Genomic DNA, 25613 nt, shown 5'->3' with positions numbered 1-25613 from the left:
TGCGACTGGCCGGTCGCACTCGATGCACTGCGGTCCGACGTAGTGCCTGCCGCGCCTTCGGATCTTTTTTCTCGATACCACTCGTGAGATGGGACGATGACGAGTCTCGTTGCAACCCTCTCGGCCGGTATCGTCTTCGGGGTTGCCCTCGCTGCGCCGCCCGGACCGATGAACGCAATTATCGCCGAGGAGAGCGTCGTACGCGGCTGGCTCGCCGGGTTCAAGGCGGGTCTCGGCGCGATGAGCGCCGACGCGATCTTCTTCGTCCTCGCGGCGCTCGGCGTCGTCGCGTTCGTCGAGCGGTTCCCGCTCCTGCGGGCGGGGATGGTCGGCGTCGGCGGCGTCCTGATGCTGTACTTCGCCTACGGCGCAGCCAGCGACATCCAATCGTCGTTCCGGGCCGGCGGCGGCGCCACGGACGACTCCGACCCGCGCATCGGGACCGGATTCCGCAAGGCGTTCGTCCTCGCCCTCACCAACCCCTATCAGATCCTCTTTTGGCTCACGATCGGGGTCGGGCTGCTCCAGCCAGGCACGCTCGACGTGCTCGCACAGACGCCGTACGTCGGCTCCTCGCTCGCCGGCATTCTGGTCGTCAACACCGGATCGCCGGCCCTAGTCGCGGGCTTCTTCGGCGGAATCGTCGTGTGGGTCACCGGCTTCCCGGCCGCGCTCGTCAGCGCAGAGCGCCGCGTCGAGGCCTTCGCCCCGATCGTCGCCGGCGTCAGCGCCGTCGTCCTCGCCGGGTTCGGCGTTCTGTTCCTAGCGCAGAGCATCGCCGCGCTGTCGTGAACGAGCGCGAGGCGCGTGCAGTCGGATGAGGGAAGACGTGCAACCGCCACTATCGCATTCGGTCCAGATTGGGCACAAGGTATGTATACTCAGGAACATAACTATCTAGTATGTCACAACCGCCCGAAGAGCGCGTTGACGAAACGACGACGTGGCCCGAACTCGCGATCGGCCTCTACGATCGCCTAACTGGACGAGGCGCCGAGATCACGTACGAATTCGAGGATATGTCGGTCGAAGTGCCCAGCGGGACGGGGCCGGACGCGGAGCACGCCACGTGGCTCGTCGACGGCACCGTCCGGATCACGACCAGAGAGCGTGAGTGATTCCCACGTAGACGAGCGGTTCACGCCGCTTTCGGTGGACGCAGACCTGACGATCGAGGTCGCTGGGACGCAGGCGGACGTGCGATCGATCGGCGAACGAGTGTTCGTGATGTTCCCCTCATTACTCGGCGCCGTTCAGGCGTTCCGAAGACTCCCCGGCGGGTCTGAGAAGCGGCTCAGCGAACTGCTTTCTCGGACTGACCTCACCGTCGAGTTCCGTGTCCGCGACCGGACCGTGGCGGTTTCTGGCGCCGGAGCCCGACCGGGGCTACTCTCCGAACTGCTCGGTGTCGAGACGGTCGAGATCCGAGTGAGCGGGATCGCCGGAGCAGTCAGGCGCGGTGTCGCCGCCGCAATAGAAGCGATATAAACACAACTGCTCTACGAACCAGTATATTCTAACGGCCCCATCGGGTACGGTACGTATGTTCGAGAAGACGACGTGGATCAAACTTCCGCGAAACGTCCTCGTCGGTCACGGCGTCCTCGACGGCCTCTCAGACGCGCTGGCGGAGCTCTATCTCTCGGGCCGCCCGCTGGTCGTGACGAGTTCGACGCCGGACAGCCTGGTCGGCGACCGCGTCCGCGCCCAGTTCGACGATCCGGCGACCGTCACAGTCGATACAGCCAGCTTCGAGGCCGTCGAGCACGTCATCGACGCTGCCGAGGCGGCCAACGCGGGCTATCTCGTCGGCCTCGGCGGCGGCAAACCGATCGACACCGCGAAGATGGCGTCCGATCGGCTCGACTGCGGATTCGTCTCCGTTCCGACTGCGGCGAGCCACGACGGGATCGTCTCCGGGCGCTCGTCAATCCCGGAAGGTGACACCCGGCACTCGGTCGCGGCCGACCCGCCGCTCGCCGTCGTCGCCGACACGGAAATCCTCGCGGAAGCGCCCTGGGAACTCACGACGGCTGGCTGTGCGGATATCGTCTCGAATTACACGGCGGTGAAAGACTGGAAGCTCGCGCACCGGCTGAAGAACGTCGAGTACAGCGAGTACGCGGGCGCGCTCTCGCAGATGACCGCGGAGATGCTCGTCGAATCCTCCGACGCGATCAAACCCGGGTTCGAGGAGTCGGCGTGGCTGGTCGCGAAGGCGCTCGTCTCCTCGGGCGTGGCGATGTCGATCGCTGGATCCTCCCGGCCCGCCTCGGGCGCAGAGCACCTCATCTCACACCAACTCGACCGACTCGTCCCCGGTCGTGCGCTCCACGGCCACCAGGTTGGCGTCGCCGCCGTCGTCACCGAGTACCTCCACTCGGGCGAACGCGGCGAGTGGGCCGACATCCGCGACGCTCTCGACGATGTGGGCGCGCCGACCACCGCCGGCGAACTCGGCATCGACGACGCGACGTTCTTGGAAGCGGTGACGACTGCGCACACGATCCGCGACCGCTACACGATCCTCGGCGACGGCGTCAGCGAGGCGGCCGCGCGCGAAGCCGCGACATTCACCGGCGTCATCTGAGCGTCTCCCACCATCGCGCACATCCCACGCACGGCGTCCACGATCGGTCCTCGATCCGAAGACGGAATACGGCAGAGTCCTCACCCCACGGTATGGCAACTTCGAGCGCCGACAACGCGGCGAAGCGGCACCCGTTGGCCGTCACTGCCGTGCTCTCGGTCGTCGGATACGCTGCCGTCGTCGGCACCTTTCTCGGACTCGTTCCGGGGAGCGTCTTCCCCGAACTATCGCTGCGTGCGGTGAACCGGCTCTCGGACGCGATCGCTCTCGTGAACGCGATTAACGTCGTCGTGATCGCCGCCGGCTGGCGGTGGATCCGCCGCGACGAGGTGAAAAAGCACGCGACTGCGATGGTGACCTCGTTCGTCCTGATCCTCGTGTTCCTCGTGATGTATCTCACGAAAATCGGCGGCGGGGGCACGAAGGAGTTCGTCGGGCCGGCGTTCGCGTACTACCCCTACCTGGCGATGCTCGCGATCCACATCATCCTCTCCATCATTTCGGTGCCGGTAGTGCTGTACGCGCTCGTGCTCGGTCTGACCCACTCGCCGACGGAACTTCGGACCGAGACGCCGCACCGTCGCGTCGGCCGGATCGCCGCGGGCGCGTGGCTGCTCTCGCTCGCGCTCGGCGTCGTCACCTACCTGTTGCTGAACCACGTCTACAGTTGGGAGTACATCGAAGCCGCCGCTGCGGCTCTGATCTTCGTCTGATTGGATTCGGCTCGTCGTCTGTCGGGCCGTCGACTCGTCGGGTCCCGGCCCCGACCGCCGAATGTCGAGGATTTTTATCGCCCCGACGAAATCCACGGGTATGCGCGTCGCGTTCGTCTCGTTGTATCCCGAACAGCGCCGGTCCGACGGCGCGACGAGGCGAACGCGACGAGTCGCCGAACACCTCGCGGCGCGCGGTCACGACGTCGTCTTCCTCTGTTCCCAGTGGTGGGACGGCGAGTTAGACGCCTTCGAGCAGGACGACGTCGAGTACGTCGCCGTCAGCGAGACGCCTTCGGCACGCACCTTCGCCTCGAAACTTCCCTTTGCGCTTCGGCGGGCCGATCCGGACGTGATCCACGCGACGAACAGCCCCCCCTCGCAGGTCGTCGCCGCGAAGACCGCTGCGCGCGTTCTCCGGGTCCCGGTCGTCGTCGACTGGTGGGCCGCCCGCGGAGACGACTCGGCCCGGATGCTCGGCAAGGCAGCGACGAGCGCGAACCGGGTTCTGACGCCGTCGCGGATGGTCAAGACGGACGTTCGCGAGCACGGCGCGCCCGAGGACGCGGTCTCGGTCGTTCCCGAATCCATCGACGTCGACCTGGTGCGTGAGTCAGACGTCGACAACCGAGCGGACCTCGTGTACGCCCGCCACTTGGACGAACACGCGAACGTCGAGTCGTTCCTCCTCGCGCTCGCGGAACTCCGCGACCGCGACTGGCGTGCGGCCATTATCGGCGACGGGCCCGAACGCGACGCGGCAGAGCAGACTGCCGCGGAACTCCGGATCGACGACCGCGTGGAGTTCCTCGGTGACCTCCCGCCCGCCGAGTTCGTCCCGATTCTGAAGGGTGCACACGTGTTCGCCCAGACGGCGACCGTCGAGCCGTTCCCGCGCGGACTGCTCTGGGCGCTCGCCGCCGGCTGTGTCGGCATCGTGGAGTATCAGGCCCGATCGAGCGCCCACGAACTAGTCGAAAACTGCGAGCGCGGCGTCCGTGTGACCAACCCGCAGGAACTGGCCGACGAGGTCGTCGCCGCCGCGGGCCACGAGCGGGCGTCGATCAACGAGGCGTTCGCCGACTTCGATCACGCCGACGTATTGCAGTCCTACGAGCAGATCTACGAGACCGAGCGCGACGACTACGGGTTCTTTTGAAGCGCGCGATAGCGGAGAGAGCGGGCAGGTAGAGAGCCACGCGGAAAGCGGTAGTGCGGCGGTTCGGGTTGGAGACGAGCAAATAGCTATCAGGCCAGAGAAACGATCGCGCGCCGCGACGGTCTGTGGCCGCCGAAGACGATTACTCGTCTTCGATCTCGTAGTCGCCGCCGTACTTCAGGAAGAAGAAGGCGAGACCGAGTGTCGCGACCATCGCGAACGTCGTCGCGACGCCGAGCGTCTTCGCGGAGTCCGGAACCGTCGGGACGTTCGAGGGTGCAGGCGTCGAGATAGACTCGACGACTTCGATGGTCCCGACCATTCCCGCGCTCTGGTGCGGCGCGCAGTAGTACTCGTAGGTGCCGAGCGTCTCGAACGTGTGCGAGTAGGTGAATCCCGTGTTCTCGATCGGCTCGTGGCCCTCCCAGTTCGCGCCCTCGGGCTGGCTGTCGACGACGATGTTGTGGTTGTCGGAGTCCCAGACGAACTCGACAGTCGTTCCGGGCGTGATCTGGAGCGGTTCGTTCGTCCCGGGCTCGAACACCAGCGAGCCGCCGGGGCCGACCATAACCGTCTTCGTGCCGCCACCGCCGCCTTCCTGTGCTGCGGCGGTTCCGGCAGCACCGGCGGCCGCGGCGGTACCGGCCGCGGTCGTGAGGAAGGCGCGACGGGACATCTCCGCGTTGCCGTCAGTCATACCCGGGCGTTAGAAGTCGGCTGTAGTGAATACTTTGGTTTGTCTCGTCGAGAGAGCGGGCCGGTGTGTCGAAACGGGGCCGATGTTCCCTCGATCGAGGCGGGTGAGGCCCTGATGCTGGCGGGGCCCAACCGAAACCGGCGGGATCTCGACCGCACCGACGCCGTCGACGCGACCGATCACTCCAGCGGCGGCGGGTGTCGACCGTTCATCTCGTCGATTTCGAGTTCGTACCACTCGGGGTCGAGTGCGGGCGCCTCCTGCTCGAACACGGTCAGCCCCGCGACCGACGCGTACTCGGCGAAGATCTCCGACGCCTCGATCGCTTCCGGTGTGTCCCCGTCGATCGCGTGGAGCGTTCCCGTGATTACGACGCTGCGCCAGTCGCTGGGATCTGTCCACTCGTAGGTGACGAGTGAGACGGTCGGCGACTCCTCGAGTCGGGCTTGCTTTTCGCTCTCCTCGTGGAAGACGGGCTGGAAGATACACCGGTTCTCGATGACGTCGTAGCCGAAGGAGATCGGGAGGCCGTAGGGAACGTCGCCGCCGAAAGAGAGAACGCCGTGTCGAGCCGGGTGAGAAACGTCGCAATCTCGCTGTCAGTCATCTCGACGCCGTAGTCACCGGTCGACATTGTCCGGCAGTTTCCGACCAGAGGGCAAGAAGCTACGGGCCGTGGGTAAACTCTCAACCGATTTGTGGTGGTTCCGGAACGCTTTTGCGGATTGTGTGGCACGTCTCGGCTATGGCAGACGTTGAGGCGGAACTCCGAAAGCAGTTTATGGACGCGTTCAGTGGCGCCGACTACCCGATCACCAGTCAGATGGACCTCGTCCCCGCGCTCCCGGATGGACCGGGAACGAAGTTCGAGGCCGGCGACGTCACGCTCACCGCGATGGAGATGGCAGCGAAGCTCGGCTCGCACCAGGACTTCCCCTACGACGACGCCGAGTCGCTCGTCGACGACGTCATCGAGGGGCTGAAAGCCGAAGGGATGATCTAAGCGGCGGCCGGTCGGTTCGTGCGCGAGACCAAACGGACGCTCTGGGAGTCGTGGCTCGACCGCTACGTCGACAGCGACGACCCCACACCGCTCTTTGCGACGACCGACGACGCGGGCCTGGCGGTCGAGCTAACCGAGTACGGCCGACGACAGCGTCGCCCCGTGCTCCGGCGGGGTGAGGCGATGAACGCCCAGCTTAAGCAGGCCGTCGAAACCGTCGTCGAAGACCACGAGACGCGCCGCGGCAAGTACGACGGTCTCGTGTACCTGATGTACACTATCGAGGAGTCGCAGGTGATCCCGTACTACATTGGGAAGACAGGGATGTACCGCCGCTCCGACGACGGACTGAGCGCGAACCTCCGGAACGTCTCCGAGACGGGCGGGAAGTTCGCGCGCTGGGGTACGGGAACGCGTACCACATCGGTGATCTGAGCGCGGCCGTTCTCGACGCCTGTGAGGACGTCGACGCCGCGAACCACGACGCTCCGACGGAGAAGTATCGGACGTGGGCACGGCGGCTCTTCGAGGCGGGGACGCATCGCCTCCGTCGCCCAGTCTACTTCTGGGGCCGCGCGTGGGACCGCAGCGAAGGCCCGTATCCGGACACGTACCCGTATCTCGCCGAACTGGAGTACCAGCTCGTCGGTATCGCCTACGAGCTGTTCCCGGAGACGCTTTTGAACACCGAGGGCGTCCCGAACAACCCGACTGCCTACGCGAAGGCGCGGGGCTGGATCGCAGACGAGCGGACCAGTCTCGACGACTTCGCAGACGTGGATCGGTAGCCCGCTCGGGGCACGGGGGGCACCACCCGAACGCTTTCGTCTTCTGCAGCGGAATCGAAACGTATGCCCCACGACATCGAGCGCTATCTCAACGTTCGGAGCGCCTACGGCGCGTCGGTCGCCCCCGACGACGAGCACGTCGCGTTCCTGATGGACACGACCGGCGTCCCGCAGGTGTGGACAGTCGCAGCGCCCGGCGGCTGGCCCGAGCAGCGGACCTTCTTCGACGAACGGGTGACGTTCGCGTCGTTCTCGCCCGAGCGCGAGGAGTTCGTCTTCGGGATGGACGAGGGCGGCAACGAGCGCCAGCAGTTGTTCCGGTACGATCTCCCCACGGGCGAGATCACGAACCTGACGGCCCACCCCGACGCGAAGCACCGCTGGGGCGGGTGGAGCCACGACGGCGAGCGGTTCGCGTTCGCCTCGAACCGACGCGACGAGTCGGTGTTCGACGTCTACGTGCAGGACCGCGACGCCGGCGGAGACGAGGCCGAACTCGTCGCCGAGGGCGACGGCTGGCTGACGGTCGGCGGATGGTCCCCGGACGACGCACGGCTCATCGTCTCGGAGGCGTACTCGAACTTCGATCAGGACGTCTCCGTGCTCGACGTCGAAACCGGCGAGTTGACCCACCTGACCCCTCACGACGGGACCGTCCGGTTCCAGAGCGCCGAGTGGGGACCCGACGGCGAACGCGTCTATCTCGTCTCCGACCGCGACAGCGACACGCTCGATCTGTGGTGTGTCGACGTCGACAGCGGCGCCTTCTCGCACGTCGCCGCCGACGCCGACTGGGAGATCGACGGGGTCGCGATTGACGACGAGTCGGGGCGCATCGTCTACTCGACGAACGTCGACGGCTACACCGAACTGACAGTCGGCGAGTTCGCGGGGCCGACGACGATTGCCGACCCGACGACGCCGGATCTCCCGCAGGGCGTCGCGGGCGGCATCGCGTTCGATTCGATCGGCGAGCGGTTCGCGATCACCGTCACGCGGCGCAGCGACCCCGCGAACGTCTACGTCGTCGACGCCGAGACCGGAGCGACCGAACGCTGGACGCGCGCGGCGACTGCCGGCATCCCGCGGGACTCCTTCGTCGAACCCGAACTGGTGCACTACCCGACGTTCGACGGCCGGGAGATCCCGGCGTTCTTCACGCTGCCGGAGACCGACACCGGCGCGGGCGAGACACCGGTGATCGTCGACATCCACGGTGGCCCCGAGTCCCAGCGCCGACCCTCCTTCAGCGCGGTCACGCAGTACTTCCTCGCGAACGGCTATGCGGTCTTCGAGCCGAACGTCCGCGGGTCGGCGGGCTACGGGAAGGCCTACGGTCACCTCGACGACGTCGAAAACCGGATGGACTCGGTGGCCGACGTCGAAGCCGCCGTGGAGTGGCTCCACGATCACCCCGCAGTCGATCCCGATCGAATCGTCGCGATGGGCGGGTCCTACGGCGGATTTATGGTCCTCGCCGCGATGACGGAGTATCCCGACCTGTGGGCCGCCGGCGTCGACATCGTCGGCATCGCGAACTTCGTCACGTTCCTCGAAAACACCGGTGAGTGGCGGCGCAAACTCCGCGAAGCCGAGTACGGATCTCTCGAGGACGACCGGGAGTTCCTCGAATCCATCTCGCCGCTCAACACTATCGAGGACATCCGCGCGCCACTGTTCGTGCTGCACGGCGAGAACGACCCGCGAGTGCCCGTCTCGGAGGCCCACCAACTCGTCGAGGCGGCCAGCGACCACGTCCGGGTCCGCGAACTCGTCTTCGAGGACGAGGGCCACGGGATCACGAAACTGGAGAACCGGATCGACGCGTACGGCGCAATCGTCGAATTCCTGAACGAGCACGTACACTGATAGAGAGTATCGAAAGTCCGAATCGATGCTCGCCGAACGGTCTGGCGTGATCGCTGCACCGTTACGATAATCACGATGAGAAACTCAGCGACCAGTGTACACGCTTGAATACGAATACTGATCGGGTTCTCCATCCGATTCAAAATCGTGTTAGATGAGTCGAAGTCACCTTTGTGTGTCTTAGACCCGGTCGATTGATCCGAGAAAATAGTCAACAGACCGAACGTCTTAATGGGCTGACGGGCGAGTCCCGCAGTATGACGAGAGAACATGCTGGGGGGCGCGTTCTCGTCGTCGTTTCTTCCGCCGTCAGTGAGGACGACCGAGAGGCGGACGGCGGATCAGACACCGATCGTCGCCCCGGTGCTGACAGGTCGGACGACGAAGATACGTTCTATCGAGGAGGGGGAAATACGAAGTCGGAAACGGGTAACCCGGTTGGCTCTGGTGGCAGAACGGACGCCACCGGACCGTCCACGGGTCGCCCTGACTCGACGGGATCCCCCAATGCGGACGGTGGCGGAGAGGACGGTTACGACGCCGACTGCGACTGTAACCCTGAGGAAGTAATCGCAGAGCTGGATCGGCGGCTTCCAGCGGACGTCGTGTCACGGTGTTCAGCGACCGCTGTCGAGTACGTCGAGGAACTCGGACCGACACTCGACTGTGTGGTCATTCTCGGGGCGGACCCACCGCTAATTCGGGAACTCGCCGCGGACAAATCGATTCCCACAGTCGTCTACGATCCACCAGTCGTCAGCGTCGTCGACGGCGCTCTTACTGACGAAAATCACGGGGAGCTAATCGAACGCGTGCGCGGCGAGGTCTGGTCGGACCGGTCCAAAAGCGAACTTCGCGAGTCGAACGCACGACTGACGGCGCTGAGCCTCTACGCCGAAGACATCACCGCGTGTGAGACCATCGAGGCGGTCCTCGACCGAACGATCGAAGCCGCGGTCGAGGCGCTGGCGTTCGATCACTCGATCGTCTTTCTCACCGAGGGAGACCGGCTGGTCCCGCGCGCCTCGGTACTTCCAGAACCCGAAGCGAGTCCGAGCAATATCGAGGACGGCATCGCGGGGCGAACGCTGGCCGCGGGCGAATCCGAAATCGTCGACGATATGCAGACTGACCCCGACGCCATTCCGGAACACGACGGGTTGCACGCCGTACTGAGCGTGCCGATCGGGACACAGGGAGTCATCCAGATGGCGTCGAAAGAGTGTGGGGCGTTCGACGAGAGAGACAAAGAGTTCGTCGAGATCCTCGCGGGCTACACGCGGGAGGCGCTTGAACGGATCGAGCGCGAAGTGACGCTTCGGACGGAACGGGATCGACTCCACGCATTCTTCGGCGACCTCCCGGTGCCGGCGATCTACGTCAAGTGTCACGACGGCGTCGTCCAAATCGAAGAAGTGAACTGCGCGTACGCCAGCCAGTTCGGCGAACCAGAAACGGGCAAGTCGCTCTTGAATGCCGTCCAGAGCGATACGGAGTTCGAGCAGTATCAGACGGCTCTCAGGACCGGAGACGTCACCACGGACACCGTCGAGCGATCGGTCGAGGACGGGGCACCCCAGACGTTTTCACTCAGCGTCATTCCCGTGTCTCCGCCGGGGGTAAACGAGTGTTCCTACGGGATCTACGTCGGTGCCGACGGCGAGATACCGATGTTGGGTCCATAGTGACGGCTCATAGTGGGTATCGTAACGGTGCAGCGATCACGCCAGGCCGTTCGGCGAGACTCGGAGCGGACTTCCGATAACCACTGTCAGCAGACGGGGGTGCGACTCGACGGCGTCAGTTGATGTTCGACCGGCGGTAGAACCAAACGGTCGGCCTTCGAAGGGTCGAGTATGAGCGCCGACGCGGAGCGAGGACAAACACAGCAGCCGATCCGGTGTCTCATCGCGAAGGTGGGACTCGACGGCCACGATCGGGGCGCACACGTCATCGCCCGTGCGTTCAGAGACGCCGGCTTCGAGGTCGTCTACTCGGGGCTCCATCGTGCTCCCGAGGAGATCGTCCAAGCGGCCGTCCAGGAGGACGTCGACGTCCTCGGGATCTCGATACTCTCTGGTGCACACAACACGCTCGTCCCGAAAGTGATCGAGGGCCTCGAAGAGTACAACGCCTTCGCGGACACGCTCTTGATCGTCGGAGGAATCATCCCCGAAGAAGACCGCGAGGGCCTTCGAGAGATGGGCGTCGCGGCGATTTTCGGCCCGGGGACACCGATGCAAGAGACGATCGACTTCGTCCGGGAGCACGCTCCCCAACGCGACTGATGGAGGGACCGGACGCCGACCGACGCGACACGGCCACCCGACCTGAGGACGTCGACCCGGAGACGGCCGCACGCAACGAGCGCCTCGTCGAGTCGCTCCTCGCGGGCGAACACCGCGCGCTAGCGCGCGTCATTACCCGGATCGAGAACCAGGCCCCGGGCCACCGTGACCTCGTCGCTCGGTTGCACCCACACACCGGCGAGGCCGCCATCGTCGGGATTACCGGGAGCCCGGGCGCGGGGAAGTCGACGCTCGTGGATAAACTGGCGGAGGCCTATCGGAGACGCGGCGACACCGTCGGCGTCGTCGCCGTCGACCCCTCCTCGCCGTACTCCGGGGGCTCGGTCCTCGGGGACCGCATCCGGATGGCGTCGACTGTCGGCGATATGGACGTGTTCTTCCGCTCGATGAGCGCTCGCGGGCGGCTTGGCGGCCTCGCGACCGCGACGACGGACGCGGTGAAGGCGCTCGACGCCTTCGGGAAGGACGTCGTCGTCGTCGAAACCGTCGGCGCCGGACAGAGTGAGGTCGACATCGTCCGAACGGCCGACACCGTCGCCGTGCTCGTGCAACCGGGCAGCGGCGACGACGTCCAGATGCTGAAGGCCGGGATTCTCGAAATCGGCGACGTCTTCGTGGTCAACAAGGCGGATATGGACGGCGTCGAGCGGACTGTCGCGGAGCTAAAAGAGATGATTCACCGGCGAGACGCCGCGGGCGACGCGACCGAACGACGGCCACCGTCTGAGGTCGGACACCACGGAGTCGCCGGATCCGCTGGAGCCGATGCGGACGCGGGGGCCGCAGACGGACACGCGGACACAGCCACGGACGAACGGGCAGACACGGCCGCCGACGCCACAAATGACGCGTCCGACGACGCCACCGACGGCGTGTGGGAACCGCCGGTCGTCGAGACCGTCGCGACGACGGGCGACGGCATCGACGAACTCATCGACGCGTTCGACGCGCACGCCGACCATCTCTGTGACTCCGGCAAACGAGAGACGAAAGCCCGCGCCCGGTACGCGGACGAGATCCGTCGGCTGATGCGGAGCGACGCGAACGAACTTCTCGACGAGGAACTCCGCCGTCACGGCGGCGTCGACGCGCTCGCAAAGCGCGTCTACGAACGCGAGACAGATCCCTACGCCGTCGCGGCGTCGATCGTCGGGCCGCTTCGCGACTGCGTCGAAGCGAGACGCGAGCGCGACGAACCGAGAACGTCGGAGTGAACAGCACAGCGAGCAAAGCGGACCGGGGAGCTGCCCCAGCAGCCTGATTACCCTCGCGGTCGTGCGTTGTGGTATGAAGCTCAGATCGGTCGCCGGCGCACTCGTCGCCGGGACGGGAGCAGTCGCCCTCGCAAACGCCGCACTGAGACAGCGCGCCCCGCCGCTGGAGCCAGCACTCGGCGGTGACCACCGCACCTTCGAGTGGAACGGAATCGACGTCCGGTACGCGGAGGCGGGCGACACGGACGATCCGGACCTCGTCTTACTGCACGGCGTCAACGCCGCCGGATCGAACGGCGAGTTCCGCGAGATATTCGACGAACTCGCAGCGGACTACCACGTGATCGCCCCCGATCTGCCCGGGTTCGGAACCTCAGAGCGCCCGCCGCTTCGATACTCCGCGACGTTATACGAGGAGTTCGTCCGCGACTTCGTCGCCGCCTTCGAGAACCCGGCGGTCGTCGCCTCCTCGTTGACGGGGGCGTATCTCACGGCTGTCGCAGACGATCTAGATCTCGCCTCGGTCGTCCTCATCTGCCCCACCGAACGCGGCGGCCCCGACCGCAACCTCCCCGCGCGGGAACTCCTCCGCGCGCCGGTCGTCGGTGAGGCGCTGTTCAATCTTCTCACGTCGAAGCCCTCGATCCGGTATTTCAACGCGGATCACGGCTACTACGATATGGATCGCGTGAGCGATGCGTGGATGGACTACGAGTGGCGGACGGCCCACCAGCCGAACGCCCGCTACGCGCCCGCGTCGTTCGTCAGTGGCTTTCTCAACGCCGAGTTCGATCTCGAAGAGACGCTCGCGGGCGTCGACGCCCCCGTGACGCTCCTGTGGGGGCGCGAGGCGGACATCACTCCGCTGAAGCGCGGCCGGGAGTTGGCGACAGCGACCGACACGCGACTCGTCGTCGTCGACGACGCGAAACTCCTCCCGCACGTCGAGTTCCCCGAGGAGTCCCTCGACGCCATTCGCGACGCAATCGGCGAGTGATGCTTCCACCGAGCGGCGACGCGACGCCCGACCCCCGCTCCGGAGCGCCGCGACGTCGCTCGCCGCAGCGAACCGCTGGGTCTTTTTTCCCCAGCGGTTTACCGGCGCGTATGCTTGGAGTCGAGCCGGAGTCGACGAAACCAGACCGGACGGGGGCGGGTCCGTGAGCGAGACGGCCGTCGTCGTGAGCGAACCCGGCTCGACCGGTGACGCGGTCGTCGAGGCACTCGCCGGCACCGAGGGGATTCTAACCGAGCGCGCGGACCCGACCGCAGGAGACTGCCGGATCGGCGACGACGCGGATTCGGTGTTCGCCGTCGGCGAGACAGCCCTTCTCGCGCTCGCCGACTGTCCGCTCGACTGTCCCGTCTTCCCGATCGGCGTCGGCGCGGATCGGTACGACGTTCCGGTCCGAAACGTCGACGTCGCCGCGGAGGCCTTCCTGCGCGGGACATACGAGACTGTATCACATCCGATTCTGGACGTTGCGGTCGACGGCGAGGCGGCGGGGACGGCCATCACCGACGTGACGCTTCTAACCTCGGAACCGGCCCGCATCTCCGAGTACGCCGTGGGATCGCCCGACGGCTGGCTGGATACGGTCCGCTCCGACGGCGTCGTGATCGCCACGCCGCTCGGCAGCGCGGGCTACGCCCGCGACGCCGGTGGATCCCTGCTCGCGCCCGAAACGGGACTGATCACCGTTCCGATCTCACCGTACGCGATGCACGCCGACTCGTGGGTGCTTCGCCCACCGGTATCGCTCTCGGTCGAACGAGACGAGGCGGCCGTCTCGCTGCTTCTCGACGACGAATCCGTGCGTTCGGTTCCGGCCGACACGCCGATCGACGTCAGCATCGGCCGGGAGATATCGCTCGTTCGTCCGCAAACGCTCGGTGACGGGTAGGACGGCGGGGAAGCGAACTGCACAGCGAAAAAAAGCACGTCAGTGCCGTCTACGAGAGCGGTTTTTCTGGGCGGTCGTCGACGACGTCGAAACGGACGACCCGACTCAGATGATCGAGTTCCAGAGCGGTTCGATGAGGTAGAAAAAGCCCTGATAGCTCGCGTACAGCAGCGCGAACACCGCAGAGCCGATGGCCGTCGTGGGACGTCCGAGTTCCTTGCTCTTCGAGCGCGCCTCTACCCGGCGGGCCTCGTACTCGAAGAAGTCCGAGACGAACACCGAGAGTGCGAGCGCGGACATCACCATCCCACCGTGTGGCTCGACGATCATAAAGAGGAACGAGACCAGCACCAGCGCCAGCGTGGTTGCGGTGTGCGGCAGCCACCGGCTGATCTCCGCGTCGCCGTCGCCCGAGTCAGCCTGCGTGTGGTGCTTGCGATGCTGAACCGCGCGGGTGAGGAAATTCAGGAGCACCAGGCCGACGAGGACGACTGGGAGGATGGGTGCGACCCCCTCCAGCGCGTCGATCGGGACGAGGAACTGTAGCGGTTGCATACCCGACCTTGGGTACAGGACTCATTAGAGTTTTTCCAATCCGACGCGAGGATAGCGTGACCTATCGTGGAATAGTAGTCTGTCGTCGAGACGATCGTGACCGAAAACGTCGGCGCTCGCTCGCCGGATCGCAGCGCGACTGGTTTACTGGACGCGCTCTTCGAGCGCTTCGCGGGCCTGTCGGACGGCCGGAATGCCCACCCAGAAGGTGAGGGCGCCGATGATTGCGAACCAGAAGAACACGTCCATTAGCAGCACGCCGAGGGTGTCGAACATCGTCGCGGAGTCGCTGAGCGACACCGGTTCCACCAGTTGCTGACTGCTCTCGAAGCTCGAGGTTCGGTACCATCCCGCGAGGACCATCCACGCGAGCCCTGCGCCGGTGAAGATTCCCAGCCCCTTGATGAACTCGTCAGCCATTGTTGTTCGAATCTTCGCCGGAGTCCTCTTGATACTTTCCCATTCCGCGGGCGCGGAACCGCGTCCCGATGATGTACACTCCCGCGCCAAACGCGATGATCGCGAGGCCGACGGCGGCGAAGACCGTGCTCAGGATGCCGTCGGCGATCTGAAGCCCGACGAACGCGAGGACGCTCCGGACGAAGTTCCCCAGAAAACTCACGTTCAGCGTCGCCGCGTCGAGGAGCATAAATCCGAACACGACGCTCACGACGGCGATGAGCGTCGAGAACACAGTCACGACCTTGTAAAGCGGCATCGGGACGACGACGTCGCGTCCGCGCCCGCCCTCACGGTTGCCGCTCCCGGTCGACGCCGCGTCCGATCCCTCGGCCGCGCTCGCCCCGGTCGCGTCTCCATCAGTCATTACCGGGCCTACGGCGGGAAGCGAAATGTGCCTTTCCGTGTGCGGTCGTCGCGACGCTCAGAGACGAGTGGGCCGCCAGAAAAACGAAACAAGAGTCGGAACGGTGAGCGCCGATAGGCGGCGCGCAGAGCCCGCTATTTCGGGGGGCGAAGCCGGTAGTAGCGGCGGTTGAGGTCGTACATATACCCCTCGCGCATCGTCTTCAGCACCGCCCACGTGACGAACCCGCCGACGATCGGCAGGAGGAACGTCAGGTCGAACAGCAGGTCGACGTTCATCGGAATCAGGTTCTTCGCGGAGTAGACGCTGATGGTGAACGCGAAGATGACGCCGCCGACGCCGACGGCGGCCCAGAAGGGCTGCTCGACGGGGCGGCGCGCGCTCCCCTTGTTGAGGAAGGGGACGATGGCGACGATGCCGACGACGACCAGGTTCGCGAGGACGCCGTACGTCCGGTCGGCCATCAGTTTCTGTCCACCCAAGATCGAGAGCTCGGGGTTCAGGGGACCGAGCTTGAGGAGGCCGAACGACCAGTAGAGATACCAGTCCGGCAGGATGATCGCGGGCGTACTGGACGGATTCGCCGGCGCGCCGATGTGCGGCGGCAGCGTCGCAGACAGGAACAGCAGCATTCCCACGAAGAAGCTCGCGATCGCGAGGTTCCGGATGATCTCGTGGGGCCACGTCGGGAACGCGAGCACGTCGCGCTCGACGTAGTCGGACTCCTGTCGCAGGTCTTGGTCTTCGCGGCGGGCGCGCTCGAAGTACTCGTAAGTGAGTCGCGAGAGGCCCTCCGTGCGCTCTTTGCGCTCGCGCCACGTCGGCGTCTCGTCGTCCGGCGCGACGATGCCGCTGCCGTCGGTGCGAACGTCGTCGGTGTTGGTGTCTTCGTCGGTCATTGGTTTAGTGGGGTTCGGCGATGCCCTGCACCCAGACGATACCGATGTGGATGGCGATGAGCGTCGTCACCACGAACGGGAGCAGGAACACGTGGAGGATGTACATCCGCTGTAGCGTCGCTTGGCTCAACGAGAAGCCGCCGAAGAGGAGCTGTGCGGCCCACTCGCCGACGAGCGGGATTGACAGCGCCATCTCGACGCCGATCTGTCCCGCCCAGTAGGCGAGCTGGTCCCACGGGAGCAGGTAGCCGGTGTACCCGAAGACCATCGTCAGGCTGATCAGCACGATGCCGATGAGCCAGTTCAGCTCACGGGGCTCCTTGTACGCGCCGGTGAAGTACACGCGGAGCATGTGCAGGAACACCGCTGCGACCATCACCTGCGCCGCCCACCGGTGGATCGAGCGGAGCATAAAGCCGAACTGGAGATCGCGCATAATGAACGCGATACTCTCGTAGGCGACGGTCCCGGCGGCCTCGGTCCCGGCGGCCGCGGAGGGGCTGTAGTAGAACCCCAAGAGCGCGCCGGAGATGGCCGCGACGACGTATGCTAACGTCGAGAACAGCCCCAGCGTGTACAGCGGGTACCAGTACCAGAACTTGTTGTCGAGGTTGTACTGTTCGGTGTGACTCTTCGGCATCTGGAGGTTGACCCGGTAATAGAGGGTCTCTAAGAGCTCCAGGTAGTCGACGATGCGGAGCCGCTTGTCAAGCCAGATGAGCGTCGTGAGGAAGGTCGACTCGATCGGAGTCAGATCCTTCTCTTTCATCCAGCCTTTGTGGTCGTAGTCGTCTTTCTTTTCGAGACTCATTGTTATCGCTTGTAGTACGGGTAAACCGCGCGTTTGACGTGATCCCACGCGCCGTCAGCGAACGGCGTGCCATCGACGTCTTCCTCGCGGATGTAGAGATCCTCCCACTTGCGACGTCGTTTCTTGACGATCACGACGTCCGGCAGGAACTCCTTGCGATACATCGCAAGTATGAACGCCAGGTCGATGAAGATGACGGCCAACACGGCGCCGAGATACATATTCCCGGTGTCGGTCAGCCCCCATCCGGAGATGAGGCCGTACGTGAACAGGAACACGAACACGACCTCGATGATCGTGAGCAGGACGATGGCGATCGCCGCTGCGGTGCTCTCACGGGCCGGCTCGTACCGGTGGATGTCGCCGTAGGTGCTCCCACTGGATGACATCGTCAGTTCCTCCCGGTGCCCGTGTGGGCTGATTCACCGTATTTCAGGATGTAGAACGTGAAGATCACCGTCACGAGGATCCCGAGTATCGTGGCGGCGCCGACCCAGTGCGCGTGGATCGGGACGCCGAGCTCGTGCAGTTCCTTCTCGCCGCCACCACCGCCGCCCGCGTTGGGGTTCTCGACGACTTCGATCGTGGCGACCATCCCGGCCGTTCGGTGCGGTTCACAGTAGTACTCGTACGTGCCGAGCGTGTCGAACGTGTGCGTGTAGGTGAAGCCAGTGTTTTCGAGTGGCTCGTGTCCTTGCCAGTTCGCGCCGTCGGGCTGATTCTCGACGATGATGTTGTGGTTGTCGGAGTCCCAGACGAACTCGACGGTCGTCCCGGGTGCGATCTGGAGCGGTTCGCTCGTCCCGGGCTCGAACACCAGCGAGCCGCCGGGGCCGACAGTTACCGTTACGGTCTCGCCGCTTCCGCCGCCTCCACCTGAGCCGCTCGCAGTCCCCGTGGCCGTCCCAGTTCCAGTACTGGTCCCGGTTGCTGTGCCGGTCGCTGTTCCGCCCGACGTCTCCGTCGTCTCCTGGGCGGCACCGAGGCCGGCGGTAGCAGAGGCCGTCGTGGCAGCAGCAGGGACGCTCGCTGCTCGCAGAAAGTCCCGCCTCTTCATACAAGCCGAAGGTGAGGATGGAATGCGCTTAAACCCACCGACTCCCCCCTCAGTGCAGACGCTACGATTCGCGAGCCTCGTCGGCTGTACCGGCGTCTACGGACTGCTGATCTCCCCGAGTATCGGCCGTGGGACCGCCGTCTTCGCGATCGTCTGAATCCGCCGAGCCGGCGAAATCCCGGGCTTTCTCCCCGTCATTATCGCCGGTTTCGTCCGCCCCGGCTCCGTCTTCGTCGGTACTGCGCGCCCGCTCTGGCTCCTCGTCGTGCAACAGTTCCTCCAGTCGCTCGTCGCCGGCGGCGTCGAGCGCGCGGAGTCGATTGCGGAACTCCTCCGTTCGGAAGCGATCCGAGAGCCGGGCGTTCGCGACCACCAGAAAGAGGAAGAATCCGATCACGAGAAAGCCGATGGCGGCGATGGGGGCGACGACCGTCGAGAGCGACGGCAGCGCGAGCCACGCGACGAGGAGTCCGAACCCGACTAGCATCTGCGCGCCCGCGACGATCTGTAGCATCAGGTTGCCGAACTCGCCGCTCCCTTCGACGACGTCCGTGGGCTCTGGGAGCGACGCGTCCTCGGGCGCCTCCATCAGCTCGTAGTCCTCCATCGAGCAGAGCGCGACGGTCGGTTTGACGTCGCGGAGGACGGTGCCTTCGCCCTCGACGCTCCCGTCGGCGTAGACGATGGCGTAGCCCTCGTCGGAGTAGGCGACGACGCGGTCCTCGACGCGTTCGACGATGGCGAAGATCTCACGGATCGCGACGCGGGCTTTCAGTTCCTGTTCGACCCGGTCGAGCAGTTCCTCGCCGACGATCCACGTGTCGGGGTCGAACGCCGCTTCCCACTCTTCGAGGCTCATCTCGGCCATCTCCGCGGGGCCGAAGTTGTCGAAGTCGTAGGTCTCTTCGACCTCCTTTCGGAGCGCCTCGAGGTCGTCGGACTCGGTGCTCGACTGGCCGGCCGCGTCGGCTTCCGTCGCAGGGTCCGGCGCGGCCGACGAGTCTTCGGCGGCGGCCGAGCCCGAACGGCTGTCTGCCGCGTACGACTCCTCGGAAGACTCCGTCATTTCCTGTCTGTAGGAGCGGCAGACTCCTTAGGGTAACGGTTCTCGCAGACAGAGCGGTCCGAGACACGACCATCGCTCGGCGTGCGCCGCCGACGAGTCGGACACTTTACCCACGGGGAGTCCATACTCGGACCGATGGTATCCGATTCGACCATCGCGACAGCCGCCGCGCTGATGGTCACCTCGAGCCTCCCGTTCTACCTCTACGGTGCGTGGATTATGATCGACGCCGAGGTCGTGAGCTGGGACGTACTCGTCTATCACCTGAAGTTCATTTTCCCCGGGCTCGTCCTCAACACGATCCCCGTCGTCACGTGGATGCTGCCGCGACTCCTCGACCAACTGGGTGGCGTGACCGTGCTCCACGCGATTTTGGGCCTCCAGGCGTACGCGCTCCTGGCGTTCGCGTTGACCGGAATCGTTCGCATCCTCCAGGTGAAGCGAGACGCCGACCTATATGACGACCCGACCCAGGACGTCGACCTGAACGAGCTCCACCCGAATATGAGCGCGTGGCGGGGGCGCCTCCGCGTCGGCGTCTTCGGCTACGTGCTCTTCTGGTTTCTCGCGTGGCTCTTGGGGCTATATCAGTACGTCGGCCGCTACATCCTCGGGTGAAATGCTGCCCGGCGCCTAGGCCCAGGATTCGCCCGACGCGAGGTCGATGTCGCCGTCGAGTTTCGAGGACGGACAGATGTCTTCGAGCACACAGTCGTCACAGTCGGGGTTCCGCGCCGTACAGACCGCACGACCGTGGCTGATGAACAGGTGCGTGAACTGCTGCCAGTCGGATTCGGGGACCAGTTCCATCAGTTCCTGTTCGATCTTCGTCGGCGACTCCTCCTCGGCGATTCCGAGCCGTCGGGAAATACGCTGGACGTGGGTGTCGACGACGATGCCTTCGACGACGTCGTGACCGTGCTGGAGGACCACATTCGCCGTCTTGCGGCCGACGCCGGAGAGTTCTGTGAGTTCGGCCATCGTGTCGGGCACCTCGCCGCCGTGCTCGTCGCGAAGCGCCTCGCCGATGGATTTCAGATAGCCCGCCTTGTTGTTGTGGAACGTGATGCCGTAGATGTCCTCGGCGAGCTGTTCCTCGTCGGCCTCGGCGTAGTCCTCGGGCGTCTGGTACGTCTCGAACAGTTCCTCGGTGACGTCGTTGACGCGTTCGTCGGTACACTGCGCCGAGAGGACGACGGCGACGAGTAGTTCCAGCCGATTCGAGTAGTTCAGCGAGATCGTAGAGTCGGGGTACTCCTCGTAGAGACGGTCGAGAACCTCCGAGGCCTGTTCTTCGCGGTCGGAAAGCGGCGTGCCCATACGCGAGCGTCGTCGCCGCGGGTGTTGAGTGATTCGGCTTCCCACGACGCTCGCGCGGAGATGACTCCGAGCAGTGCAGTCGAGCGCCGGCGGTGCAGTCGAACGCCGAAGCCGAAGCACCGATCAGTCGTCCGCGCTCGACGTGACCGCCGCAAGCGACGCGTCCTCGACGCGGTCGACCGACGAGCGGTTGCTCGTCGGATCTTTCTCGACGGTCACCAGATCGTCGGCGGCCGCGACGAGTTCGTCGTCGTGGCTCACGATCAAGATCTGCTTCACGCCGAGGTTCCGCATCTCCTCGACGAGATCGACCAGCCGGGAGACGTGCCCGGAGTCGAGAAACACCGTCGGCTCGTCGAGGATGAGCGGCGGCATCGGGGCCGACCCCTCGATCCCCTCCGCGAGCAGCCGGTAGATCGCACACCGCAGCGAGAGGTTGAACAGCGCGCGCTCGCCCCCGGAGAGCTGTTCGGGTTCGAGCGCGGTGCCGTCCTTCTGGAAGACCGTCAGTTCGTACTCGTCGTCGAGCCGGATGCGCGAGTAGGCGTCGTTGCCGTAGACGAGATCGAACGTCTCGTTGAGCATTCGTTCGAGCGTCTCGACGTTCCGCCGCCGAAGTTCCGCGCGGAGGTCGCTGTAGGTCGATTCGAGCGTCGAGATCTCCTCGTGGAGCGACTCCAGATCGTCGACCCGCGCGGCGATCTGTTCGCGGTCCTCCCGGAGCGATTCGAGTTGCGACAGTTCGCCTTTCACGCTCCCGATGCTGTTCTGCAGTTCGTCGCGGCGCTCGCGCAGTTCCGTCAGTTTCACCTCGACATCGGACAGGTACTCCTCGGCGTCGGCCTTGTTCGTCCGTGCCTCCTCGATTCGTGACTCGTCGACCGCGTCGGCGAGCTCCTCGCGTCGGTCCCGCTTCTCCTGGAGATACGCCCGTCGCTCGTCGTTTCGGTCCGCGATCGACTCCCGCTTCTCGCGGCGGCGGTCGATCTGGCCTTCGATCTCGTCGATCTGTGCGCGCAACTCTTCGACGCGGTCGAGTCGCTCGCGCGCCGCCTCGATCGCATCGAGGTCGCCCTCCAGCGCCGAGACGCGCTCGGCGGCGTCGGCTGCCGCGTCGGCCTGGCCCTCGGCCGCTTCGCGTTTTTCGGCCGCCTGCGATTCGAGTTCGGCGGCCTCCTCGCGGAGCGACTCCGCCTCCGCTCGGCGGTCCTCGGCCGTCGTTTCGGCGTCCGCGATGCTGTCTTCGATCAACGAGCGCTTCTCGCGCAGATTCTCCAATCGCGCTTCGGCGTCCGCGAGCGACTCGGCCGTATCGAGTTTCGCGTCGAGGGCTTCGCGTCGCTCCTGCAACGTTTCGACGTCGGCTTCGAGCGTCTGGATCTGCGCTTCGTACTCTCCGATGGCGTCGACGTGGGGCGACCCCTCGACGGGCTGACCGCACTCCGGACACTTCCCCGCCGCCTGGAGTTCCGTCGCCTCCTCGAGGCGATCGCGGACGGAGTCCAGTTCCGCTCGGGCGTCTGCGAGGTCGTCGCGGACTGCTTGCTGGTCCTCCTGCAGCGATTCGCGGTGGGCCGCCGCCTCGCCCACATCGATCGGTGCCTCCGCGAAACGGGCCTGGAGTGACTCGATCTCGTCGTCGACTGTCGAGAGTTCCGCAGCGCGGTCCTCCGCGCGTTCTGCGGCCTCCTCGGCGGTCGATTCCGCGTCTGTAGCACGCTCGCGCACTTCCCCTGCGCGCGTTTCGAGTTCGTCGGCGCGCTCTCGCAACTTCTCGGCCTGATTCGACAGCATCGTCTGGCGCTGGCGCGCTGCCTGCAGTTCCTCGCGGACGTCCGCTTCCTCGTCGTCGAGCGTCTCGCGGCGCGCGTCGATGGCGTCCGCATCGACGTGCCCGGAACTAGCCGCGTCGAGGTCCGTCTCTGTGAGTGCCGCATCGAGGTCGTCTTCGAGCGCGTCGATCCGCTCGCGCGCGTCGACGATTTCGTCTCGCAACTCCTCGCGCGTCGCCTCGTCGTCCTGAATCGTCCCGCGCAGTTCCTCGATGTCGGCGTCGAGGCTGTCGAGTTTCTGCTTCGTCTCCTCGTACGCCGAGAGCACCTCTGTCGCCTCCTCGTAGGTGTCTTCGGCGCGCGATTTGTTCTCCTCGAAGCGTTCGATCTCCGAATCGACGTCCGAGAGTTCGGTTTCGAGGCTGTTCAAACGTTCGTGCAGTCCGGCGTCCTCTTTGGCCTCGATCTGGGAGTCGAGTTTCGAGAGCGCGCCGCGCTTCTCCGAGAGGACGTCTTCGACCCCGAGGCGTGCCTGGCCGGCGCGCTCGCGGTACTCCTCCAGTTTGCCGAGTTGCAGCAGGTCGTCGATAGTGTCCTGTCGCTGACTCGGCGTCGCGTTGATGAGTTTGTTCACCTCGCCCTGGCGGACGTACGCGCAGTTGACGAACGCCTCGGCGTCCATCCGGAGGAGGTCGGTGACGAACGCCCGGACGTCGGTGGCCCCGTCGACGGCGACGTCGGGGCCTTCGAGCGTACACGTCGCCGTCTGCATCCGCTCGCCGGAGCGGCGCAGGCGACGTTCGATCCGGTAGGTGTCTCCCTCGTGGACGAACTGGAGTGTGACCTCGGCCTCGTCCTCGCCCGTGGTCACGATGTCGTCGAGCGTCTCGTCGAGGGCGCGCGCGCCGTAGAGCGCGAAGAAACACGCCTCGAGCAGCGAGGACTTGCCGCTGCCGTTCAGGCCGTGAATCACCGTCACGCCGTCGCGGAGGTCGAGGTCGGCGTCGGCGTAGGGCTTGAAGTTCTGGAGTCTGATCCGTTCGAAGCGCATCTAGAAATCCTCCATCGTTACTTGAGTGTCACTCGGCGTCGCAGTCTCCTCCGAGTCGTCGTCTGTCGCCTCCTCGTCGGTCTCGTCGCTAGAGGTTTCGTCGCTAGAATCGTCGAGCGCGGGCGGAGCGGCCTCGTCGGCGGCGTCGCCAGTCGCGGATCCGGCGGCGTCCGCGGCGGCGACGTCGGAAACACCGTCCGTCGCGTCGGTGACGTCGGCAGCGCCGTCTGTTGGACCGGTAACATCGGCGTCATCCGTCTCGGAACCGCCGTCTGCACCGGACTCGGTCGTCCCAGCTCCGTCCCCTCCGGAGCTCTCTGCACCAGATTCGTCGTCCCCTCGCGGAGCGGCAGCGAACGCGGCGTCCGCTCCGTCCTCCAGGAGGTCGGTGACGCGAGATTTCACCGCGTCGCGGACGTTCGAGTCCGGCGTCTTACTCGCGCGGATCGTCTCGTCGACGTCGAGCGCGGCCGTCGAGAGTCCCAGGTCGCGAACGCGCTCGTCGACGGCGGCGTCGGGGTCGGCGAAGGAGACGTCGATCTCCGCGTCGGTCCCGTGCTCGCGGCGGTCCGTGACGCGCGCGATGAGCGCGCCGCGCTCCGTGAGAGACTCCTCGATCGCCGCGGGCGTCACGGGCTCGCCGTCGCCGGTCACCTCCACGACGACGACCGCGTCTGCGACCTCGCGCTGACGGAGTTGCTCGCGAACGCGCCCCGGTCCCTCGCCCGCGGCCAACTCCACGCTGACGAAGACGAACGGGCGGGTGTCGAGCGTGCGTCGCCGGATGTCGACCGCGTCGTCGAACGTCACGAGGTTGTACCCGCGCGCGTCCTCCTCGGCGGCGCTCGCGCGCTCGGTCGATCCGCAGTAGGTGACCCACGTGTCGTCGACGGTCTCGGTCCCCGGCGCGTGGTTGTCGCCGAGGAGGACCACGTCGAAGTCGACGTTCGAGCGATCGAGGACCATCTCGGTGTCCCAGTTGGCGTGGGCAAAGGGCGTGAACAGCCCGTGGCTCACGAGCGCGGCGGAGGCGGCGTCGTGTGGCTCGAAGTCGTAATCGAGTTCCTCCCGTCGCGACTCGGGCACGTGGTCGAGACCGTAGAAGGCGGTGTCCTCGACGACTCGCGGGGCCGCTCCGAGTCGCTCCGCCAGGCCCAGGTTCTCGAAGAGGTCGAGCCACTGGCCGCCGCGCGTGGACTCGTGATTCCCGACGACCGCGAGAAACGGAATCTCGGCGTCGTCGAGTCGCCTGAGAATGCGAATCGTCCCGAGGAGGTCCCGGAGTTCCGGGCGGCGGTCGTGGAACAGATCGCCGGCGTGGACGACGGCGTCGACGCCCATCTCGACGGCGTCGTCGATCACCTGCCCGAACGCGTCGAGGAAGTCCTTGCGCCGCGCCGAGGAGTGGTACTGCTGGTACCCGAGGTGGGTGTCGCCGGTGTGGATCACCCGTGTCATCTGCCCGGGTCTTGACCGCTGCGTCCTAAAACGGTTCCGCGAGCGGAGTGAAAGTGGTCGCTGTCGGACGACAGCGGACAGTCGGCGTCGGAGGCGACGCCGGCGGATCGAGGACTGTCATCGTGGCCTCTCAGGGCGGTCTCGAATCGTCGCAGCGTCGCGCTCGCGGTTCGTCCGCGGCGTGCTAATTCGGCTGTGCCACACCGCGTCGCCGTCCGGACCGCGGCGTCGAGCGCCGACAGCCGACCGGCAGCGACGAATCTCGCGCTCGCGCACGCACACGAGACTGCACTCTCTGCGTCGGAGATTACGTCCTCGGCGTCTTCGGTGTCGGCGACCACGGCTTCCGCACCGACAAGTCCGGTTTCGGGACCTTCGGCGTCACAACCAGGGTCGGGCGCAGTGGGCGTCAGTCGGGCGGGCGCGGACCCCTCTGTGAGCGCACGGAGCGAACGTCGGACGGACTCGGGCGACGGTTCTGACACGGCCTCGATGGCGCCGCGTTGCTACTTGAACTTCCGGAGACTCCTCGTAGGGATGATCGTAAGTCCG

Annotated in this window: 30 protein-coding genes; 16 read left to right on the top strand and 14 right to left on the bottom strand. The window is 65.7% G+C overall.

Going from position 1 to position 25613, the window contains the following annotated elements; all coding sequences use genetic code 11:
* Window positions 1–96 precede the first annotated feature (96 nt).
* The 6 genes from NO362_RS06900 to NO362_RS06875 all read left to right on the top strand — a co-directional run bounded on the left by NO362_RS06900 (window position 97) and on the right by NO362_RS06875 (window position 4462).
* Window positions 97–792: a LysE family translocator gene (locus NO362_RS06900; RefSeq protein WP_256544668.1), complete on the top strand. Its 696-nt coding sequence runs from the start codon at window positions 97–99 to the stop codon at window positions 790–792.
* 110 nt (window positions 793–902) lie between these two features.
* Window positions 903–1118 carry a hypothetical protein gene (locus tag NO362_RS06895; RefSeq protein ID WP_256288037.1) on the top strand — a complete coding sequence of 72 codons (216 nt, stop codon included), beginning with the start codon at window positions 903–905 and terminating at the stop codon, window positions 1116–1118.
* Window positions 1111–1488: a hypothetical protein gene (locus tag NO362_RS06890; RefSeq protein ID WP_256544667.1), complete on the top strand. Its 378-nt coding sequence runs from the start codon at window positions 1111–1113 to the stop codon at window positions 1486–1488. The genes NO362_RS06895 and NO362_RS06890 overlap by 8 nt, the downstream gene beginning before the upstream one ends.
* A gap of 55 nt (window positions 1489–1543) precedes the next feature.
* On the top strand, window positions 1544–2590 hold the full coding sequence (locus tag NO362_RS06885; RefSeq protein WP_256544666.1) for an NAD(P)-dependent glycerol-1-phosphate dehydrogenase: 1047 nt from the start codon (window positions 1544–1546) through the stop codon (window positions 2588–2590).
* Window positions 2591–2682: 92 nt separating this feature from the next.
* Complete coding sequence (locus NO362_RS06880; protein WP_256544665.1) at window positions 2683–3303, top strand: DUF420 domain-containing protein; 621 nt, start codon at window positions 2683–2685, stop codon at window positions 3301–3303.
* Between the two features lie 100 nt (window positions 3304–3403).
* Window positions 3404–4462, top strand: a complete 1059-nt coding sequence (locus NO362_RS06875) for a glycosyltransferase family 4 protein (RefSeq protein WP_256544664.1) — start codon at window positions 3404–3406, stop codon at window positions 4460–4462.
* Between the two features lie 142 nt (window positions 4463–4604).
* Here NO362_RS06875 and NO362_RS06870 read toward each other — a convergent pair whose 3' ends face one another.
* On the bottom strand, window positions 4605–5159 hold the full coding sequence (locus tag NO362_RS06870) for a plastocyanin/azurin family copper-binding protein (RefSeq protein ID WP_256288032.1): 555 nt from the start codon (window positions 5157–5159) through the stop codon (window positions 4605–4607).
* Window positions 5160–5338: 179 nt separating this feature from the next.
* Complete coding sequence (locus tag NO362_RS14595) at window positions 5339–5680, bottom strand: pyridoxamine 5'-phosphate oxidase family protein (protein ID WP_369335100.1); 342 nt, start codon at window positions 5678–5680, stop codon at window positions 5339–5341.
* Here NO362_RS14595 and NO362_RS06860 point away from each other — a divergent pair.
* The 9 genes from NO362_RS06860 to NO362_RS06820 all read left to right on the top strand — a co-directional run bounded on the left by NO362_RS06860 (window position 5624) and on the right by NO362_RS06820 (window position 14246).
* The gene (locus NO362_RS06860) at window positions 5624–5779 is read left to right on the top strand and encodes a hypothetical protein (protein ID WP_256544662.1); all 156 of its coding nucleotides are present in this window, start codon (window positions 5624–5626) and stop codon (window positions 5777–5779) included. The genes NO362_RS14595 and NO362_RS06860 overlap by 57 nt on opposite strands.
* Window positions 5780–5904: 125 nt before the next feature.
* Window positions 5905–6162, top strand: coding sequence for an MTH865 family protein (locus tag NO362_RS06855; protein ID WP_121568072.1), 258 nt, complete (start codon window positions 5905–5907; stop codon window positions 6160–6162).
* An 18-nt stretch (window positions 6163–6180) separates the two neighbouring features.
* Window positions 6181–6597, top strand: a complete 417-nt coding sequence (locus NO362_RS06850; protein WP_256544661.1) for a hypothetical protein — start codon at window positions 6181–6183, stop codon at window positions 6595–6597.
* Between the two features lie 416 nt (window positions 6598–7013).
* Window positions 7014–8819, top strand: a complete 1806-nt coding sequence (locus tag NO362_RS06845; RefSeq protein WP_256544660.1) for a S9 family peptidase — start codon at window positions 7014–7016, stop codon at window positions 8817–8819.
* Between the two features lie 257 nt (window positions 8820–9076).
* Window positions 9077–10504: a GAF domain-containing protein gene (locus NO362_RS06840; protein ID WP_256544659.1), complete on the top strand. Its 1428-nt coding sequence runs from the start codon at window positions 9077–9079 to the stop codon at window positions 10502–10504.
* A 171-nt stretch (window positions 10505–10675) separates the two neighbouring features.
* On the top strand, window positions 10676–11107 hold the full coding sequence (locus NO362_RS06835; RefSeq protein WP_121568069.1) for a cobalamin B12-binding domain-containing protein: 432 nt from the start codon (window positions 10676–10678) through the stop codon (window positions 11105–11107).
* Complete coding sequence (gene meaB / locus NO362_RS06830; RefSeq protein WP_256544658.1) at window positions 11107–12342, top strand: methylmalonyl Co-A mutase-associated GTPase MeaB; 1236 nt, start codon at window positions 11107–11109, stop codon at window positions 12340–12342. The genes NO362_RS06835 and meaB overlap by 1 nt, the downstream gene beginning before the upstream one ends.
* Before the next feature lie 73 nt (window positions 12343–12415).
* Window positions 12416–13339 (top strand): alpha/beta fold hydrolase, encoded by a 924-nt coding sequence (locus NO362_RS06825; protein ID WP_256544657.1) that lies wholly within the window; start codon window positions 12416–12418, stop codon window positions 13337–13339.
* A 163-nt stretch (window positions 13340–13502) separates the two neighbouring features.
* Complete coding sequence (locus NO362_RS06820; RefSeq protein WP_256544656.1) at window positions 13503–14246, top strand: NAD(+)/NADH kinase; 744 nt, start codon at window positions 13503–13505, stop codon at window positions 14244–14246.
* A gap of 105 nt (window positions 14247–14351) precedes the next feature.
* Here the strand turns inward: NO362_RS06820 and NO362_RS06815 are convergent, their stop codons facing one another.
* From NO362_RS06815 to NO362_RS06780, 8 genes are all read right to left on the bottom strand, one after another.
* Window positions 14352–14801: a DUF7313 family protein gene (locus NO362_RS06815; protein WP_256544655.1), complete on the bottom strand. Its 450-nt coding sequence runs from the start codon at window positions 14799–14801 to the stop codon at window positions 14352–14354.
* A 144-nt stretch (window positions 14802–14945) separates the two neighbouring features.
* Complete coding sequence (locus NO362_RS06810; RefSeq protein ID WP_121568064.1) at window positions 14946–15221, bottom strand: DUF7314 family protein; 276 nt, start codon at window positions 15219–15221, stop codon at window positions 14946–14948.
* Window positions 15214–15627 carry a DUF7315 family membrane protein gene (locus tag NO362_RS06805; protein ID WP_425492333.1) on the bottom strand — a complete coding sequence of 138 codons (414 nt, stop codon included), beginning with the start codon at window positions 15625–15627 and terminating at the stop codon, window positions 15214–15216. The genes NO362_RS06810 and NO362_RS06805 overlap by 8 nt, the downstream gene beginning before the upstream one ends.
* A gap of 134 nt (window positions 15628–15761) precedes the next feature.
* Window positions 15762–16526: a cytochrome b family protein gene (locus NO362_RS06800; protein WP_256288024.1), complete on the bottom strand. Its 765-nt coding sequence runs from the start codon at window positions 16524–16526 to the stop codon at window positions 15762–15764.
* A 4-nt stretch (window positions 16527–16530) separates the two neighbouring features.
* Window positions 16531–17337 carry a cytochrome b gene (locus tag NO362_RS06795; protein WP_121568061.1) on the bottom strand — a complete coding sequence of 269 codons (807 nt, stop codon included), beginning with the start codon at window positions 17335–17337 and terminating at the stop codon, window positions 16531–16533.
* 2 nt (window positions 17338–17339) lie between these two features.
* Window positions 17340–17726 (bottom strand): DUF7318 family protein, encoded by a 387-nt coding sequence (locus NO362_RS06790; RefSeq protein WP_121568060.1) that lies wholly within the window; start codon window positions 17724–17726, stop codon window positions 17340–17342.
* 2 nt (window positions 17727–17728) lie between these two features.
* Complete coding sequence (locus NO362_RS06785) at window positions 17729–18394, bottom strand: plastocyanin/azurin family copper-binding protein (protein ID WP_256544654.1); 666 nt, start codon at window positions 18392–18394, stop codon at window positions 17729–17731.
* A 61-nt stretch (window positions 18395–18455) separates the two neighbouring features.
* Window positions 18456–19460 (bottom strand): DUF7319 domain-containing protein, encoded by a 1005-nt coding sequence (locus NO362_RS06780; RefSeq protein WP_256544653.1) that lies wholly within the window; start codon window positions 19458–19460, stop codon window positions 18456–18458.
* A gap of 135 nt (window positions 19461–19595) precedes the next feature.
* Here NO362_RS06780 and NO362_RS06775 point away from each other — a divergent pair, with 135 nt between their 5' ends.
* Window positions 19596–20078 carry a DUF7321 family protein gene (locus NO362_RS06775; RefSeq protein ID WP_256544652.1) on the top strand — a complete coding sequence of 161 codons (483 nt, stop codon included), beginning with the start codon at window positions 19596–19598 and terminating at the stop codon, window positions 20076–20078.
* Between the two features lie 15 nt (window positions 20079–20093).
* Here NO362_RS06775 and nth read toward each other — a convergent pair whose 3' ends face one another.
* From nth to NO362_RS06755, 4 genes are all read right to left on the bottom strand, one after another.
* Window positions 20094–20780 carry an endonuclease III gene (gene nth / locus NO362_RS06770; RefSeq protein WP_256544651.1) on the bottom strand — a complete coding sequence of 229 codons (687 nt, stop codon included), beginning with the start codon at window positions 20778–20780 and terminating at the stop codon, window positions 20094–20096.
* 123 nt (window positions 20781–20903) lie between these two features.
* Complete coding sequence (rad50, locus tag NO362_RS06765; protein ID WP_256544650.1) at window positions 20904–23603, bottom strand: DNA double-strand break repair ATPase Rad50; 2700 nt, start codon at window positions 23601–23603, stop codon at window positions 20904–20906.
* Window positions 23604–25061, bottom strand: a complete 1458-nt coding sequence (gene mre11, locus NO362_RS06760) for a DNA double-strand break repair protein Mre11 (protein WP_256544649.1) — start codon at window positions 25059–25061, stop codon at window positions 23604–23606. It abuts the gene before it with no gap.
* Window positions 25058–25546 (bottom strand): DUF7966 family protein, encoded by a 489-nt coding sequence (locus NO362_RS06755; RefSeq protein WP_256544648.1) that lies wholly within the window; start codon window positions 25544–25546, stop codon window positions 25058–25060. Before NO362_RS06755 ends, mre11 begins: the two co-directional genes overlap by 4 nt.
* Window positions 25547–25613: the final 67 nt, after the last annotated feature.

The organism is Halobellus inordinatus, assembly GCF_024498335.1.
Taxonomy (GTDB): Archaea; Halobacteriota; Halobacteria; order Halobacteriales; family Haloferacaceae; genus Haloquadratum; species Haloquadratum inordinatus.
The sequence above is the reverse complement of the archived record's forward strand: the minus strand, read 5'-3'. Positions and strand labels throughout refer to the sequence as shown.

Excerpts from the sequence above, each read along its gene's own strand:
- NO362_RS06825 (WP_256544657.1), top strand. The coding sequence starts at position 12,416 with ATGAAGCTCAGATCGGTCGCCGGCGCACTCGTCGCCGGGACGGGAGCA.
- meaB (WP_256544658.1), top strand. The coding sequence starts at position 11,107 with ATGGAGGGACCGGACGCCGACCGACGCGACACGGCCACCCGACCTGAG.
- NO362_RS06795 (WP_121568061.1), bottom strand. The coding sequence starts at position 17,337 with ATGAGTCTCGAAAAGAAAGACGACTACGACCACAAAGGCTGGATGAAA.
- NO362_RS06900 (WP_256544668.1), top strand. The coding sequence starts at position 97 with ATGACGAGTCTCGTTGCAACCCTCTCGGCCGGTATCGTCTTCGGGGTT.
- rad50 (WP_256544650.1), bottom strand. The coding sequence starts at position 23,603 with ATGCGCTTCGAACGGATCAGACTCCAGAACTTCAAGCCCTACGCCGAC.
- NO362_RS06895 (WP_256288037.1), top strand. The coding sequence starts at position 903 with ATGTCACAACCGCCCGAAGAGCGCGTTGACGAAACGACGACGTGGCCC.
- NO362_RS06815 (WP_256544655.1), bottom strand. The coding sequence starts at position 14,801 with ATGCAACCGCTACAGTTCCTCGTCCCGATCGACGCGCTGGAGGGGGTC.
- NO362_RS06810 (WP_121568064.1), bottom strand. The coding sequence starts at position 15,221 with ATGGCTGACGAGTTCATCAAGGGGCTGGGAATCTTCACCGGCGCAGGG.
- NO362_RS06870 (WP_256288032.1), bottom strand. The coding sequence starts at position 5,159 with ATGACTGACGGCAACGCGGAGATGTCCCGTCGCGCCTTCCTCACGACC.
- NO362_RS06885 (WP_256544666.1), top strand. The coding sequence starts at position 1,544 with ATGTTCGAGAAGACGACGTGGATCAAACTTCCGCGAAACGTCCTCGTC.
- NO362_RS06835 (WP_121568069.1), top strand. The coding sequence starts at position 10,676 with ATGAGCGCCGACGCGGAGCGAGGACAAACACAGCAGCCGATCCGGTGT.
- NO362_RS06880 (WP_256544665.1), top strand. The coding sequence starts at position 2,683 with ATGGCAACTTCGAGCGCCGACAACGCGGCGAAGCGGCACCCGTTGGCC.
- NO362_RS06805 (WP_425492333.1), bottom strand. The coding sequence starts at position 15,627 with ATGACTGATGGAGACGCGACCGGGGCGAGCGCGGCCGAGGGATCGGAC.
- NO362_RS06800 (WP_256288024.1), bottom strand. The coding sequence starts at position 16,526 with ATGACCGACGAAGACACCAACACCGACGACGTTCGCACCGACGGCAGC.
- NO362_RS06855 (WP_121568072.1), top strand. The coding sequence starts at position 5,905 with ATGGCAGACGTTGAGGCGGAACTCCGAAAGCAGTTTATGGACGCGTTC.
- NO362_RS06840 (WP_256544659.1), top strand. The coding sequence starts at position 9,077 with ATGACGAGAGAACATGCTGGGGGGCGCGTTCTCGTCGTCGTTTCTTCC.
- NO362_RS06780 (WP_256544653.1), bottom strand. The coding sequence starts at position 19,460 with ATGACGGAGTCTTCCGAGGAGTCGTACGCGGCAGACAGCCGTTCGGGC.
- mre11 (WP_256544649.1), bottom strand. The coding sequence starts at position 25,061 with ATGACACGGGTGATCCACACCGGCGACACCCACCTCGGGTACCAGCAG.
- NO362_RS06775 (WP_256544652.1), top strand. The coding sequence starts at position 19,596 with ATGGTATCCGATTCGACCATCGCGACAGCCGCCGCGCTGATGGTCACC.
- NO362_RS06875 (WP_256544664.1), top strand. The coding sequence starts at position 3,404 with ATGCGCGTCGCGTTCGTCTCGTTGTATCCCGAACAGCGCCGGTCCGAC.
- NO362_RS06790 (WP_121568060.1), bottom strand. The coding sequence starts at position 17,726 with ATGTCATCCAGTGGGAGCACCTACGGCGACATCCACCGGTACGAGCCG.
- NO362_RS06845 (WP_256544660.1), top strand. The coding sequence starts at position 7,014 with ATGCCCCACGACATCGAGCGCTATCTCAACGTTCGGAGCGCCTACGGC.
- nth (WP_256544651.1), bottom strand. The coding sequence starts at position 20,780 with ATGGGCACGCCGCTTTCCGACCGCGAAGAACAGGCCTCGGAGGTTCTC.
- NO362_RS06785 (WP_256544654.1), bottom strand. The coding sequence starts at position 18,394 with ATGAAGAGGCGGGACTTTCTGCGAGCAGCGAGCGTCCCTGCTGCTGCC.